Annotated in this window: 12 protein-coding genes; 8 read left to right on the top strand and 4 right to left on the bottom strand. The window is 72.3% G+C overall.

Features of this window, described 5'->3' with window-relative positions; all coding sequences use genetic code 11:
• Nucleotides 1–172 precede the first annotated feature (172 nt).
• Nucleotides 173–3,715: a DNA polymerase III subunit alpha gene (gene dnaE, locus ACWF9Z_RS20315; RefSeq protein ID WP_453603901.1), complete on the top strand. Its 3,543-nt coding sequence runs from the start codon at nt 173–175 to the stop codon at nt 3,713–3,715.
• Nucleotides 3,716–3,796: 81 nt separating this feature from the next.
• Here the strand turns inward: dnaE and ACWF9Z_RS20310 are convergent, their stop codons facing one another.
• Complete coding sequence (locus ACWF9Z_RS20310) at nt 3,797–3,970, bottom strand: hypothetical protein (RefSeq protein WP_453603899.1); 174 nt, start codon at nt 3,968–3,970, stop codon at nt 3,797–3,799.
• Between the two features lie 220 nt (nt 3,971–4,190).
• Here ACWF9Z_RS20310 and ACWF9Z_RS20305 point away from each other — a divergent pair, with 220 nt between their 5' ends.
• Genes ACWF9Z_RS20305 through ACWF9Z_RS20290 form a run of 4 tightly spaced genes read left to right on the top strand, consistent with a single transcriptional unit; the run spans nt 4,191 to nt 8,193 of the window.
• On the top strand, nt 4,191–5,549 hold the full coding sequence (locus ACWF9Z_RS20305) for an NYN domain-containing protein (protein ID WP_453603897.1): 1,359 nt from the start codon (nt 4,191–4,193) through the stop codon (nt 5,547–5,549).
• A 28-nt stretch (nt 5,550–5,577) separates the two neighbouring features.
• On the top strand, nt 5,578–6,618 hold the full coding sequence (locus tag ACWF9Z_RS20300; protein ID WP_453603896.1) for an ABC transporter ATP-binding protein: 1,041 nt from the start codon (nt 5,578–5,580) through the stop codon (nt 6,616–6,618).
• 50 nt (nt 6,619–6,668) lie between these two features.
• A complete protein-coding gene (locus ACWF9Z_RS20295) occupies nt 6,669–7,433 on the top strand; it encodes an ABC transporter permease (RefSeq protein ID WP_453603933.1) in 765 nt (254 codons plus the stop codon).
• Between the two features lie 49 nt (nt 7,434–7,482).
• Nucleotides 7,483–8,193, top strand: coding sequence for a hypothetical protein (locus tag ACWF9Z_RS20290; protein ID WP_453603894.1), 711 nt, complete (start codon nt 7,483–7,485; stop codon nt 8,191–8,193).
• Between the two features lie 46 nt (nt 8,194–8,239).
• Here ACWF9Z_RS20290 and ybaK read toward each other — a convergent pair whose 3' ends face one another.
• The 3 genes from ybaK to ACWF9Z_RS20275 are packed head-to-tail and all read right to left on the bottom strand — an operon-like array spanning nt 8,240 to nt 11,104.
• Nucleotides 8,240–8,728 (bottom strand): Cys-tRNA(Pro) deacylase, encoded by a 489-nt coding sequence (gene ybaK / locus ACWF9Z_RS20285; RefSeq protein ID WP_453603892.1) that lies wholly within the window; start codon nt 8,726–8,728, stop codon nt 8,240–8,242.
• Nucleotides 8,728–9,465 carry an LON peptidase substrate-binding domain-containing protein gene (locus ACWF9Z_RS20280; protein ID WP_453603891.1) on the bottom strand — a complete coding sequence of 246 codons (738 nt, stop codon included), beginning with the start codon at nt 9,463–9,465 and terminating at the stop codon, nt 8,728–8,730. The genes ybaK and ACWF9Z_RS20280 overlap by 1 nt, the downstream gene beginning before the upstream one ends.
• A 34-nt stretch (nt 9,466–9,499) precedes the next feature.
• Nucleotides 9,500–11,104 carry an oxidoreductase gene (locus tag ACWF9Z_RS20275; RefSeq protein ID WP_453603890.1) on the bottom strand — a complete coding sequence of 535 codons (1,605 nt, stop codon included), beginning with the start codon at nt 11,102–11,104 and terminating at the stop codon, nt 9,500–9,502.
• Between the two features lie 146 nt (nt 11,105–11,250).
• Between ACWF9Z_RS20275 and hisD the strand changes: the two genes are divergently transcribed.
• Genes hisD through hisB form a run of 3 tightly spaced genes read left to right on the top strand, consistent with a single transcriptional unit; the run spans nt 11,251 to nt 14,362 of the window.
• Nucleotides 11,251–12,582, top strand: coding sequence for a histidinol dehydrogenase (hisD, locus tag ACWF9Z_RS20270; RefSeq protein WP_453603888.1), 1,332 nt, complete (start codon nt 11,251–11,253; stop codon nt 12,580–12,582).
• A complete protein-coding gene (locus ACWF9Z_RS20265) occupies nt 12,579–13,772 on the top strand; it encodes a histidinol-phosphate transaminase (RefSeq protein ID WP_453603887.1) in 1,194 nt (397 codons plus the stop codon). Before hisD ends, ACWF9Z_RS20265 begins: the two co-directional genes overlap by 4 nt.
• Nucleotides 13,769–14,362, top strand: coding sequence for an imidazoleglycerol-phosphate dehydratase HisB (gene hisB / locus ACWF9Z_RS20260; RefSeq protein WP_453603885.1), 594 nt, complete (start codon nt 13,769–13,771; stop codon nt 14,360–14,362). The genes ACWF9Z_RS20265 and hisB overlap by 4 nt, the downstream gene beginning before the upstream one ends.
• The last annotated feature ends 1 nt before the right edge of the window (nt 14,363 follow it).

Below are 14,363 nucleotides of genomic sequence, written 5' to 3'. Positions count from 1 at the left end.
TGCCTCCAGGTGGCGCGGGGTGGATCACTCATCGAGCCGGAGGGGCCGGACGGACGTCCCGCCTCTCTGACTCTGCAACGCATGACCGTACCCGCCGGTGCCCGTGATCTGTCACTCGGGAGACGTAGGATTCGTAGCTGCCGCCCCTCTCTCCCCTCCGGAGGCCCCCACCGTGACCAAGACGCCGTTCACGCACCTGCACGTCCACACCCAGTACTCCCTGCTGGACGGTGCCGCGCGGCTGAAGGACATGTTCAACGCGTGCGGCGAGATGGGCATGAGCCACATCGCCATGTCCGACCACGGCAACCTGCACGGGGCGTACGACTTCTTCCACACCGCGAAGAAGGCCGGAATCACCCCGATCATCGGGATCGAGGCCTACGTCGCCCCGGAGTCCCGGCGCAACAAGCGCCGCATCCAGTGGGGCCAGCCCCACCAGAAGCGCGACGACGTGTCCGGTTCCGGCGGCTACACGCACAAGACGATCTGGGCGGCGAACGCCACCGGCCTGAACAACCTCTTCCGGCTGTCCTCCGACGCGTACGCCGAGGGCTGGCTCACCAAGTGGCCGCGCATGGACAAGGAGACCATCGGCAAGTGGTCGGAGGGCCTGATCGCCTCCACCGGCTGCCCCTCCGGCGAGCTGCAGACCCGGCTGCGCCTGGGCCAGTTCGACGAGGCCCTGAAGGCCGCCTCCGAGTACCAGGACATCTTCGGCAAGGGCCGCTACTTCCTGGAGCTGATGGACCACGGCATCGAGATCGAGCGCCGGGTCCGCGACGGCCTGCTGGAGATCGGCAAGAAGCTCGGCATCCCGCCGCTGGTGACGAACGACTCCCACTACACCTACGCGAGCGAGGCCGGCGCCCACGACGCCCTGCTCTGCATCCAGACCGGCAAGAACCTCTCGGACCCGGACCGCTTCCGCTTCGACGGCACCGGCTACTACCTGAAGTCCACGGAGGAGATGTACGCCGTCGACTCCTCGGACGCCTGGCAGGAGGGCTGCGCCAACACGAGGCTGGTCGCGGACCAGATCGAGACCGAGGGCATGTTCCAGTTCCGGAACCTGATGCCGAAGTTCGACATCCCGGACGGCTACACCGAGGTCACCTGGTTCCGCGAGGAGACCATGCGGGGCATGCAGCGCCGCTACCCCGGGGGCATCCCGGACGACCGGATGAAGCAGGCCGAGTACGAGATGGACACGATCATCTCGATGGGCTTCCCCGGCTACTTCCTCGTGGTCGCCGACTTCATCATGTGGGCCAAGAACCAGGGCATCGCGGTCGGCCCCGGCCGAGGCTCCGCGGCCGGCTCGATCGTCGCGTACGCCATGGGCATCACCGACCTCGACCCGATCACCCACGGCCTGATCTTCGAGCGCTTCCTGAACCCCGAGCGCGTCTCCATGCCCGATGTCGACATCGACTTCGACGAGCGCAGGCGCGTCGAGGTGATCCGGTACGTGACCGAGAAGTACGGCGCCGACAAGGTCGCCATGATCGGCACCTACGGCACCATCAAGGCGAAGAACGCGATCAAGGACTCCGCGCGCGTCCTGGGCTACCCGTACGCCATGGGCGACCGGCTCACCAAGGCCATGCCCGCCGACGTCCTCGGCAAGGGCATCCCGCTCTCCGGCATCCTCGACCCGAAGCACCCGCGCTACGGCGAGGCCGGCGAGATCCGCGGGATGTACGAGAACGAGCCGGACGTCAAGAAGGTCATCGACACCGCCATGGGCGTCGAGGGCCTGGTCCGCCAGATGGGCGTGCACGCGGCCGGCGTGATCATGTCCAGCGAGACCATCACCGACCACGTGCCGGTCTGGGTCCGCCACTCCGACGGGGTCACCATCACCCAGTGGGACTACCCGAGCTGCGAATCGCTCGGCCTGCTGAAGATGGACTTCCTCGGCCTGCGCAACCTCACGATCATGGACGACGCCGTCAAGATGGTGAAGGCCAACAAGGGGATCGACATCGATCTCCTCGGCCTCCCGCTCGACGACCCCAAGACCTTCGAACTGCTCGGCCGCGGCGACACCCTCGGCGTCTTCCAGTTCGACGGCGGGCCCATGCGCTCCCTGCTGCGCCTGATGAAGCCCGACAACTTCGAGGACATCTCCGCCGTCTCGGCCCTGTACCGGCCGGGCCCGATGGGCATGAACTCGCACACGAACTACGCCCTGCGCAAGAACAAGCAGCAGGAGATCACCCCGATCCACCCGGATCTGGAGAAGCCCCTCGAAGAGGTGCTCGCGGTCACCTACGGCCTGATCGTCTACCAGGAGCAGGTGCAGAAGGCCGCCCAGATCATCGCCGGGTACTCGCTCGGCGAGGCCGACATCCTGCGCCGCGTGATGGGCAAGAAGAAGCCCGAGGAGCTGGCGAAGAACTTCACCATCTTCCAGGAGGGCGCCCGGGGGAACGGCTACAGCGACAAGGCCATCCAGGCCCTGTGGGACGTCCTGGTCCCCTTCGCCGGCTACGCCTTCAACAAGGCCCACTCGGCCGCGTACGGCCTGGTCTCCTACTGGACCGCCTACCTCAAGGCGAACTTCCCGGCCGAGTACATGGCCGGCCTGCTCACCTCGGTCAAGGACGACAAGGACAAGTCCGCGATCTACCTGAACGAGTGCCGCCGGATGGGCATCAAGGTGCTCCCGCCGAACGTCAACGAGTCCGAGCCCAACTTCGCCGCCCAGGGCGACGACGTGATCCTCTTCGGCCTCACCGCCGTGCGCAACGTCGGCACGAACGTTGTCGAGTCGATCATCAAGACCAGGAAGGCCAAGGGGAAGTACTCCACCTTCCCGGACTTCCTGGACAAGGTCGAAGCGGTCGTCTGCAACAAGCGCACCGTCGAGTCCCTGATCAAGGCCGGCGCCTTCGACGAGATGGGCCACACCCGCAAGGGACTGGTCGCCCACCACGAACCGATGATCGACAACGTCGTCGCGGTGAAGCGCAAGGAGGCCGAGGGACAGTTCGACCTCTTCGGCGCCATGGGTGACGAGAGCGCGAGCGACGAGCCCGGCTTCGGCCTCGACGTCGAGTTCTCCGACGTCGAGTGGGAGAAGGCCTACCTGCTCGCCCAGGAACGCGAGATGCTCGGCCTCTACGTATCCGACCACCCGCTCTTCGGCCTGGAGCACGTCCTCTCCGACAAGACGGACGCCGGGATCTCCCAGCTCACCGGCGGCGAGCACGGAGACGGCGCCGTCGTCACCATCGGCGGCATCATCTCGGGCCTCCAGCGCAAGATGACCAAGCAGGGCAACGCCTGGGCCATCGCCACCGTCGAGGACCTGGCCGGATCCATCGAGTGCATGTTCTTCCCCGCGACCTACCAGCTCGTCTCCACCCAGCTGGTCGAGGACACCGTCGTCTTCGTCAAGGGCCGCCTGGACAAGCGCGAGGACGTGCCCCGGCTCGTCGCGATGGAGATGATGGTCCCCGACCTGTCCTCCGCCGGGACCAACGCCCCCGTCGTCCTCACCATCCCGACCGTCAAGGTCACCCCGCCGATGGTGACCCGGCTGGGTGAGATCCTGCGCCACCACCACGGCAACAGCGAGGTGCGGATCAAGCTCCAGGGGCCGCGCACCACCACCGTGCTCCGCCTCGACAAGCACCGGGTCAAGCCCGACCCCGCGCTCTTCGGAGACCTCAAGGTGCTCCTCGGCCCCTCCTGCCTGGCCGGATAACCACCGCGGCGCGGATGCCGCGCGCGAAGGGCCCGCCCCGGTCGACCGGGGCGGGCCCTTCGTCATGCCCGCACGGAGGCGTCAGTTGTGGCCGAAGCGCTTCTCGCGGCCCTTGCGGGCCATATCGGCGGGAGTCGCCTGCGAGATCCGCTGTTCCGCCTGATCCGTCATCGACGAACCCCTGGACTGCTCGCCGCCGCGCTCGGAGGACGAGGACTTCTGCTGATCCCTGTTCTGCTTCTTGTTCTTGGCCATGGGGGAACCTCCGTGAGGGTCTAGGGGCCAGGACCGCCTTCACCCTCACACACGCCAGTAAACGGCGCATTTTGGATCATTACCCCGCGTAGCCGGTGCCCGCTCCGGCCGCCCCTGAGAGATACGCCACGCCGATGATCGAGTTCCGGCCGTCCAGGCCCTTGCCGTCGGGCAGACTCGGGGAAACCGCGAAATACACAGAGGACCCCCAGGGAAGAGGGTGGTACGCGTGGACCGCTGCGTCGTCCTGGTGGACGCCGGCTATCTGCTGGGCGCCGCCGCGAGCCTTCTGGCGGGAGAGCCCTCCCGTTCCCGCATCACCGTCGACCATGCGGCGCTCATCCAGGGCCTGCGCGAGCGCGCCGAGGCCGACACCGCGCAGCCGCTCCTGCGGATCTACTGGTTCGACGGAGCGCCCGACCGGGTGCCCCAGCCCGAACACCGCCGGCTGCGCGTCATGCCCCGCGTCACCGTCCGCCTCGGCGCCCTGACCCGCAGCGACGGCCGCTGGGCGCAGAAGGGCGTCGACGCCGCCATGCACGCGGAGCTGACCGAGCTGGCCCGCAACCGCGCCTGCTCGGACGTCGTGCTCGTCACCGGCGACGGAGACCTGCTGCCCGGCCTGATGTCCGCGAAGGAACACGGGGTCGCCGTCCACCTGTGGGCCGTCCAGGCCGCCGACGGCGACTACAACCAGTCCGAGGACCTCGTCGCCGAAGCCGACGAGCGCCGCGTCCTGGACCGTACGTGGATCACCCGGGCCGTCCGCGCCCGCGACCTCACGGGCCTGTGCGCCCCCGCCCCCGCCCCGGGCCCCGAGATCGCCGCCATCCTCTCCGCGCCCCTGCCCGAGGCGGCCCTCGCCGAAGCCGCCCGCGGCAACGGCGCCGGGCCCCCCGCGCCCGCGGAGCCCGAGGAGGGCGCGGACCCCGCCCCGGCGTCGGCCGCCCCCCACGGCAAGACCGTGCCCACCCCCAAGGACCTCGCCGGGGCCCTGCGCGCCCCCGGCCCCCCGGCGGCGGCCGCCGCGCCCGCGGCCCCGGCCGCGCACCCGGCGCCCCCGGCGACCAGCGCCCTGCGCTGGTCCTCCGACAAGGGCTGGATCGACCGCGCCGGGCCGCTCGGCGAGCCCGCCGAGACCGCCTCGCTGCCCACCCTCGCCCAGCTCACCTCCGCCGAGCAGCGCTGGGCGGACCGCGAGGAGGACATCACCACCGTCGGCGGCGACCCGTTCGAGGTCGGCCAGGTGTTCGCCCGGCGCTGGATGGAACGGCTCCCGGAGACCGTGCACCTGCAGAAACTCGCCACCATGTACCCGCGGATCCCGCACCGGATCGACGGGGAGCTGCTGCGCTACGCCGCCCGGTTCGGACTCCTCGCCCACAAGGACGACCAGATCGACGAGCACGACCGCTACGCCATCCGGGCCGGCTTCTGGCGCGAGATCGACGTACGGGCCGCCGCCGAACACCTGGCCGCCACCGGCCCGCCCTCCGCCGCGGCGCCGGGTGCCCCGGTGATCCCCGCGGCCCCGACCGCGCCGGTGGCCGCCGCCGCGGCCGCCCCGGCAGCCGAGTAGGGGCGGCAACCCCGTAGGCTGCTCCCTCGTGAGAACGGGCACAGCACAGGCTGAAACGGGCACGGCAACGGCCGCGGGACTCGCCTCCGACGTGGTCTGCGCGGTGCGTGACCTGGTCAAGACGTATCCCGCGGTCCGGGGACGGCGCGGAGTCCCGGCCCTGCCCGAGACCCGGGCCACCGACGGGATCTCCCTGGACGTGCGGCGCGGCGAGATCTTCGGCCTGCTCGGCCCCAACGGCGCCGGCAAGTCCACCCTGGTCCGCCAGCTCACCGGACTGATGCGGCCCGACGCCGGCGCGGTGACCCTGCTCGGCCACGACCTCGTGCGCCACCCCGAACGGGCGAGCCGGCTGCTCGCCTACCTCGGGCAGGAATCCACCGCCCTCGACGAGCTCACGGTCTCGCTGGCCGCCGAGACCACCGGCCGGCTGCGCGGACTGGGACTTCGGGAGGCGCGGACCGCGCGGGACTCCGTCCTGGAGGAGCTCGGGCTGACCGGGATCGCCGGGCGGCCCCTGAAGAAGCTCTCCGGCGGCCAGCGGCGCCTCGCGTGCTTCGCCGCGGCCCTGGTCGGGGAGCGGCCCGTGCTGGTCCTCGACGAGCCCACGACCGGCATGGACCCCGTGGCCCGGCGGGCCGTCTGGGCCGCCGTCGACCGGCGCCGCGCGCAGACGGGGGCCACCGTGCTGCTCGTCACCCACAACGTCATCGAGGCGGAGACCGTCCTCGACCGGGTCGCCGTCATCGACCAGGGCCGGGTCATCGCCTGCGACACGCCGGCCGGACTCAAGGCCCAGGTCTCCGACGAGGTCCGCCTGGAACTCGTCTGGCGCACCGCGCCGCCGCTCCAGATCCCGGAGGTCGCCGCGCTCGCCGGGGCGGCCGTCGAATCCGGGCGCCGCTGGGTGCTGCGGCTCGGGCAGGACGAGGCGCGGGCGGCGGTGGCCGCCGTGACCGGCGGTCCCGCCTTCGCCGCCCTCGACGACTTCACGCTGGCGACGCCGAGCCTGGAGGACGTGTACCTCGCACTGGGCGGGCGTACGTCGAAGGGACTGGTGAAGGCGTGAGCGCCGCGACCGCAGCCACCGCTGCCGCGACCGCCGCCGCTCCCGCCGCCGTGAGCGGCGAGGGCGCGCTGGCGCCGCGGGCGCGGTTCTTCCCGGCGCTCGCCGCCGTCTACCGCGCGCAGCTCTCCCGGGCGCGGGTCTCGCGCATCCCGCTGCTGTTCGTGGCCACGTTCCAGTCCGTCGGGATCATGATCCTGATGAGAGGCGTGGTCGACGGCGGCTCGGAGGCGCGGGCCGTCGTCGCCGGCTCGTCCGTGCTCGTCGTCGCCTTCGTCGCGCTCAACCTGCTCGCGCAGTACTTCGGGCAGCTGAGGGCGAGCGGCGGCCTGGACCACTACGCCACCCTGCCGGTGCCGCCCGCTTCGGTGGTGCTGGGCGCCGCCGCCGCGTACGCCTCCTTCACGCTGCCGGGAACACTGGTGACGGCCGTCTTCGGATGCGTGCTGTTCGGGCTGCCGATGAGCGGACTGTGGATCCTGGCCGCCGTGGTGCCGCTGGCCGGCGCCGCGCTCGCCGGGCTCGGCGCCGCACTGGGGCTGCTCGCGCCGCGTCAGGAGCTGGCCACCCTGGCCGGACAGCTCGGCATGTCCGCGGCGCTGCTGCTGGGCGTACTGCCGCCCGAGCGGATGCCGGAGGTCATCGTGTGGGCGCGGGACCTGCTGCCGTCCACGTACGGGGTGGAGGCCTTCGCCCGCACCTTCGAACCGCACCCGGACTGGGCGGCCGTCCTCCTCGACCTCGGCGTCTGCGCGGCGGTGGGCGTCCTGTCCCTCGCCGTCGCGACGTGGGCGTACCGGCGGGCGGCGGTCCGCTGAGGCCGAAGGCGGTCGGCTCCCCTCGTCCGAGACCTGGCACGATGTGGGAGTGACCGAAGCCGTGACCTCTCATGACCAGCCCGACAAGCCGCCGTTCCCGCCGGCTTCGCCCGCGTCCGAGCCCGCCGTGTCCCCGGCAGACCTCCGCGACGGGGCCGCCATCACCCTCGTGGTGGGCGTGTCCGGCGTGCTGCTCGCCCTGCTGTGGGCGTGGCTGGCGCCCCGCGTCCAGTACGTCTCCAACGGCGAGGCCGTGTTCCTGAAGAACACCGAGAGCGAGGCGCGGATCGGGGCGGACTCCACGTTCTTCCTGCTGTCGGCCGGGTTCGGCGTGCTGAGCGCGGTGGCCGTGTTCCTGTGGCGCCGCCGCGGCGGCGTCCCGCAGGTGATCGGGCTCGCCGTCGGCTCGGTGTTCGCCGCGCTGGTGGGCTGGCGCGTGGGCCTGTGGCTGGGGCCGTCCGCGGACCTGGTCGCGGTGGCCCGGCGGGTGGGCAAGGGCGTCCCCTTCGACGCCCCGCTGGAGCTCATGGCGCACGGGACGCTGCTCGCCTGGCCCATGGCCGCGGTGATCGTCCAGCTGGCCCTGACGGCCCTGTGGGGACCGCGCGATCCGGCGCCGGCCATGTCGCTGTCCTGGGCCCCGGAGCACTACGCGGCGCAGGCGCCGCCGCAGGCCGACGGCGCGGCGCCCGCGGATCCCGCTCCCGCCGACCCGCCGCGTCCCGCGGAGTGGTCCCCGCAGGAGCCCCCGCGCCCCTGATCCCGGCACGCGGGCGGGGGCCGACACGCTCCGGAAGAGACGGCCTCTAGGGCCGGCCGATCGGGGACAGCGAGGCCGTCGTCAGGGCGGCCAGGTCCGACGGGGCCAGCTCGACCTCCAGGCCCCGGCGGCCCGCCGACACGCAGATCGTCGGGAAGCCCGAGGCCGACGCGTCCAGCACCGTACGGAGCCGCTTGCGCTGGCCCAGCGGCGAGATCCCGCCCAGCACGTAGCCGGTGGTGCGCTCCGCGAGCGCCGGGTCGGCCATCGCCGCGCGCTTGCCGCCCACCGCGGCGGCCAGCGCCTTGAGGTCCAGGCTGCCCGAGACCGGGACCACCGCCACCACCAGCGAGCCGTCCACGTCGGCCAGCAGCGTCTTGAAGACCTGCGCCGGGGAGACGCCGAGGGCCTGGGCCGCCTCCTCGCCGTAGGACGGGTGCGCCGGGTCGTGCTCGTAGGCGTGGACCGTGAACGCGGTGCCCGCCGCCGTCAGCGCCGCGATGGCCGGGGTGCCCGCCGGCTTCTTCTTCGCCATCAGTTCGGGCTCGTGGGCGCGCGCGTCAGGTCCACCGCCGGCAGCGACGGGAGGTGGCGGATGACCGCCGTCTCCGCGCGCAGCAGTTTGAGCTCCTCCGCGAGGCGGGTCGCGATGTCCGGGGCCTGCAGCAGGCGCTGCTTCGCCGGGATGTCCAGCACCGCGGCCGCCGCGACCAGGTACGAGACCACCGACGGCTCGTCGGGGAGCTCCACGCCGGTCAGGGACCGCTCGCGGGCTCCCGCCAGCCGCTTCTGGTAGGCGCGGAACGCCCGCAGGACGCCCTCCGCCAGCGCTCCCGCGCCCTCGCCGGTCTCCTCCGGGAGCTCTTCCAGCTCCGCGGTCAGGAAGGGCCCGGACGCGTCGACCGACAGCAGGCGGACCCGGACCGTACCGGTCGCCATCACCTCGAAGCTGCCGTCCTCGCGCTCCCGGATCGACGCCGCGTCCGCGATGCAGCCCACCCGGTGGAACGCCTGGATCGGATCCGCGCCGAAACCGGCGGCCGGGCCGCGCTCGGGCAGGGACGTCTGGTCCGGCAGGCCGGGCGAGGTCGGGGCGACCTCCCGGCCGTCGCGGATCGCGACGACCGCGAATCGGCGCGGTTCGTCCTCGCCCGCCTTCAGCAGCTCGTGCATCATGGCGCGATAACGCTCCTCGAAGATGTTCAGCGGGAGGACGAGTCCCGGGAACAGCACCGAGTTCAGGGGGAAGAGTGGCAGGCGAACGGTGGTCACGAGGCACAGGGTAGTGGCCGGGGGCCGGGGGCCGTCACCCCCGCCTCAGCAGGCGGGACGCGCCCGCCGCCACGGTCGTGGCCAGGATCCACCCCAGGATCACCAGCGTCGCCGCGCACCACTGCCAGCCGCCCTTGAGATTCCACTGGTCCTGCTGGCCCAGGTCGATCACCGGGAGCAGCAGGTCCAGGGCGAACAGCGGGGCGTTCCAGTCCGGGTGCTCCTCGGCCTTGATCGGCGCCGGCGCCGAATGCAGGGAGAACAGCAGCGCGCCCGCCGCCCACAGCACGGTCATCCACAGGGCCGCCCGCCCCGGCCGGTAGCCGTAGCCCACCGTCCAGTCCTGGAGCCGGGCCCACGCGCGCAGCCCCGGCGGCAGCGTCGCCCGCCTGCGCCGCTGCTTGGCCAGCAGCACCTCCCGGGCGTCCGCGTCCTCCCCCGAGGCGCGGAGCACGGCGGCGAGGCGCTCGTACGGCTCGGGGGAGTACTCGGTCGTGGCCGCCTCGAGCCACTCCAGCCGGCGGGCGAAGGGGAAGTGCCCCCGGGGCGCGAGGTTCTCGTAGCCGAACCCCTCCAGGGAGACCCGGCCCGGACCCGGCCAGCTCGTGGAGGTGTCGACGAGCTTGACCACCCGGGCCCCCGACACCACCACCCGTCCCAGCTCCGGCCGCTCGCCCACGAACCGCAGCTCCGGGGTGTGGATCCGGCGCAGCGAGACCTCCTGGTCCGCGGCGAGGACGAAGCGGGCGCCGTAGAAGTCGACGGCGTCGCCGAAGCGGCCGTCGTCCAGCCGCAGCCCGCCCCGGCACTCGAAGGGCCGCGCCCGCTGCCCGCGCACGGGCGTCGGACCCAGCCCGTAGGGGGGAGTGGAGGAGGAGTCGAAATCGCCCGCCGTGTAGGCCTGCGCGATCGAGGTCAGGTACAGGGTGCGCTCGACGGTGAGCTGCGGCGCGTTCAGCGCGCGCCGCCCGTGGGAGTTGCTCAGGCGCGCCCCGCGCAGGTTCATGGACACGCCGACCTTGGCGCCGCGCAGGCTCACCTCCCCGTACGTCCGCAGCAGCTCGCCCTGGAAGTCCTGCGCGACCGACAGCCCGTCGGCCGCCACGGCCCGGCCCTTGCTGTCCCGCCGCACCACCGCCTCGCTGATCAGCAGGTCGGTGCCGATCTGCGCGTCGGTCAGCCGGATCCCGCGCGCCACCCGGCAGCGCGGCAGGTGCAGATCGCCCTCGGTGTGCAGGCGCGCCGCGTCCAGCCGGGGGATCGCGCAGTTGACCAGCCGCAGCGTGCCGAAGCGGGTCTCGGAGAGCTGGATCTCGCCGTCGAAGCGGCAGGACTGGAGTTCCACGTACGGGTCGACCGTGCCCCCGGACAGGTCGAGCCGTCCGGTGATCCGCACCCCGCGCAGTTTCAGCGAGGCCACCCGGCCCGGCACCGGCCCCGGTCCGTGGAGCAGCAGCAGCGCCACCACCCCCGCGCGGACGCTGCGCTCGGGACCCCAGGCCGTATCGGCGTGCGGATCGTCCCGGTCGGCCGTGCCGGCGCTGAGATCGCAGACGCTGCCCGTGCGGTACGCGCTCCACATCCGCTGTTCGGGGTCGGTGAGATCGGGCGGTTCCCCGTCCTGACGTACTGCGGCCATGGCGGCCCCCCTCCGCTGTCGCGGCGGACGTCACCGCGATCCCCCGAACGCTAGAGGGCGGCCGCGACATCCGGGAACGTCCGTGGCGTGTATCAGCCAGTGATACGGGCGGACGGTGGCGTGAGGCGGTCTGAGAGAATTGGGAGGTGATCTCTCGTATCGACCTGCGCGGCGACACCCTCCCCGAGGGTGGCGCCCTGCGCGATCTGCTGCCCCGTGCCGAGTTCGACGTGGAAGCCGCCCTGGAGAAGGTGCGGCCCATCTGCGAGGACGTCCATCATCGTGGAACGGCGGCGCTGATCGATTACGCGCAGAAGTTCGACGGGGTCACCCTCGCCCAGGTCAGGGTGCCCGTCGAAGCGATCGACGCCGCTCTCGAACAGCTCGACCCGGCCGTCCGCGCCGCCCTCGAGGAGTCGATCCGGCGCGCCCGGATCGTGCACCGGGCCCAGCGCCGCACCGAGCACACCACCCAGGTGGTGCCCGGCGGCACGGTGACCGAGAAGTGGGTTCCGGTGGAGCGCGTGGGGCTGTACGCCCCGGGCGGCCGCTCGGTGTACCCGTCCTCCGTCGTCATGAACGTCGTGCCGGCCCAGGAGGCGGGCGTCGAGTCGATCGCGCTCGCGTCCCCGCCGCAGGCCGAGTTCGACGGTCTGCCGCACCCGACGATCCTCGCCGCGTGCGCGCTGCTCGGCGTGTACGAGGTGTACGCCGCCGGCGGCGCCCAGGCCGTCGCGATGTTCGCGTACGGGACCACGGGCCCGGACGGGTGCCCCCCGGCGAACATGGTGACCGGCCCCGGCAACATCTGGGTCGCCGCCGCCAAGCGCTACTTCACCGGGAAGATCGGCATCGACACGGAGGCCGGCCCGACCGAGATCGCCGTCCTCGCCGACTCCACCGCCGACCCCGTGCACGTCGCCGCCGACCTGATCAGCCAGGCCGAGCACGACCCGCTGGCCGCCGCCGTCCTGGTGACGGACAGCGCGGAGCTCGCGGCGGCCGTGGAGAAGGAGCTGGAGCCGCAGGTCGCGGCCACCAAGCACGTGGAGGACCGGATCAAGCCCGCGCTGGCCGGCCGCCAGTCCGCGATCGTGCTGGTCGACAGCCTGGAGGACGGCCTCAAGGTCGTCGACGCGTACGGCGCCGAGCACCTGGAGATCCAGACGGCCGACGCGGCCGCCTGGGCCGCCCGCGTGCGCAACGCCGGCGCCGTCTTCGTCGGCCCGTGGTCCCCGGTCTCGCTCGGCGACTACTGCGCCGGGTCGAACCACGTGCTGCCCACCGGCGGCTGCGCCTGCCACTCCTCCGGCCTGTCCGTGCAGTCCTTCCTGCGCGGCATCCACATCGTCGACTACACGAGGGACGCCCTCGCCGAGGTCACCCACCACGTGGTGACGCTGGCGGAGGCGGAGGACCTGCCCGCACACGGCGCGGCCCTCAAGGCCCGTTTCGGCTGGAAGGTGCCGCAGGCATGAGCGACGACACCGCCGGCGTGGACAGCCCCGGCGCCGACGGCGGCGCGGGCACCGAAGACACCGCGGGCACCCAGGACACCGCGGCCCTCGGCATCGACGACCTCCCCATCCGGGACGAACTGCGCGGGAAGACCCCCTACGGCGCCCCGCAGCTCGACGTGCCCGTCCAGCTGAACACCAACGAGAACCCGTACGGCCTCCCCGAGGCGCTCGTCGCCCGCATCGCCGAGCGCGTCGCCGAGGCGGCCCGCACCCTCAACCGCTACCCCGACCGGGACGCGGTCGAGCTGCGCACCGAGCTGGCCGCCTACCTCACCCGCACCGGCAAGCACGCCGTGGCGCGCGAGAACGTATGGGCCGCCAACGGCTCCAACGAGGTCCTCCAGCAGCTGCTGCAGACCTTCGGCGGGCCCGGCCGCACCGCCATCGGCTTCGAGCCCTCGTACTCGATGCACGCGCTGATCGCGCGCGGCACCGGGACGGACTGGGTCTCCGGCCCGCGCCGGGCGGACTTCACCATCGACGTGGAGGCCGCCGAGCAGGCGATCGCCTCCCTCGCGCCCCACGTCGTCTTCATCACCTCGCCCAACAACCCCACGGGTACCGCGGTCGAGGCGGAGACGGTCCTGGCCCTCTACGAGGCCGCGCAGGCGGCCCGGCCCAGCCTGGTCGTCGTCGACGAGGCCTACGTGGAGTTCAGCCACCGGGACTCGCTGCTGCCGCTGATCGAGGGCCGCCCGAACCTGGTGGTCTCCCGGACCATGTCCAAGGCCTTCGGCGCGGCCGGACTGCGCCTGGGCTACCTGGCCGCCCACCCGGCCGTGGTCGACGCCGTGCAGCTCGTACGGCTGCCGTACCACCTGTCGGCCGTCACCCAGGCGACCGCGCTGGCCGCCCTGGAGCACACCGACACCCTGCTCGGCTACGTCGAGCAGCTCAAGGCCGAGCGGGACCGCCTGGTCACCGAGCTGCGCGGGATCGGCTTCGAGGTGACCGAGTCCGACGCGAACTTCGTCCAGTTCGGCCGGTTCGACGACTCCCACACCGCCTGGCAGAAGATCCTCGACCGGGGCGTCCTGGTCCGGGACAACGGCGTACCGGGCTGGCTGCGGGTCTCCGCGGGCACCCCGGCCGAGAACGACGCGTTCCTGGAAGCGGTTCGCGCACTGAAGAAGGAGCAGCACGCATGAGCCGCATCGGACGGGTCGAACGGACCACGAAGGAGACCTCGGTCCTCGTCGAGATAAACCTCGACGGCACCGGCAAGGTCGACGTCTCGACGGGCGTGGGCTTCTACGACCACATGCTCGACCAGCTCGGCCGCCACGGCCTCTTCGACCTCACCGTCAAGACCGAGGGCGACCTGCACATCGACAGCCACCACACCATCGAGGACTCCGCGCTCGCGCTCGGCGCCGCCTTCAAGCAGGCCCTCGGCGACAAGGTCGGCATCTACCGCTTCGGCAACTGCACGGTGCCGCTCGACGAGTCCCTCGCCCAGGTGACCGTCGACCTGTCCGGCCGCCCCTACCTCGTGCACACCGAGCCCGAGAACATGGCGCCGATGATCGGCTCGTACGACACGACGATGACCCGGCACATCTTCGAGTCCTTCGTCGCGCAGGCCCAGATCGCGCTGCACGTCCACGTGCCCTACGGCCGCAACGCGCACCACATCGTGGAGTGCCAGTTCAAGGCGCTGGCCCGGGCCCTGCGCTACGCCGCCGAGTTCGACCCCCGCGCCGCCGGCATCCTGCCCTCCACGAAGGGTGCCCTCTAGC

The sequence above is a fragment of the Streptomyces sp. NPDC054961 genome (genome assembly GCF_053609145.1).
The sequence above is the reverse complement of the archived record's forward strand: the minus strand, read 5'-3'. Positions and strand labels throughout refer to the sequence as shown.

What these genes read in the sequence shown, in the direction of transcription:
- ACWF9Z_RS20310 (WP_453603899.1), bottom strand. Translation starts at nt 3,970, where the DNA reads ATGGCCAAGAACAAGAAGCAGAACAGGGATCAGCAGAAGTCCTCGTCC.
- ybaK (WP_453603892.1), bottom strand. Translation starts at nt 8,728, where the DNA reads ATGGCGAAGAAGAAGCCGGCGGGCACCCCGGCCATCGCGGCGCTGACG.
- ACWF9Z_RS20265 (WP_453603887.1), top strand. Translation starts at nt 12,579, where the DNA reads ATGAGCGACGACACCGCCGGCGTGGACAGCCCCGGCGCCGACGGCGGC.
- hisB (WP_453603885.1), top strand. Translation starts at nt 13,769, where the DNA reads ATGAGCCGCATCGGACGGGTCGAACGGACCACGAAGGAGACCTCGGTC.
- ACWF9Z_RS20275 (WP_453603890.1), bottom strand. Translation starts at nt 11,104, where the DNA reads ATGGCCGCAGTACGTCAGGACGGGGAACCGCCCGATCTCACCGACCCC.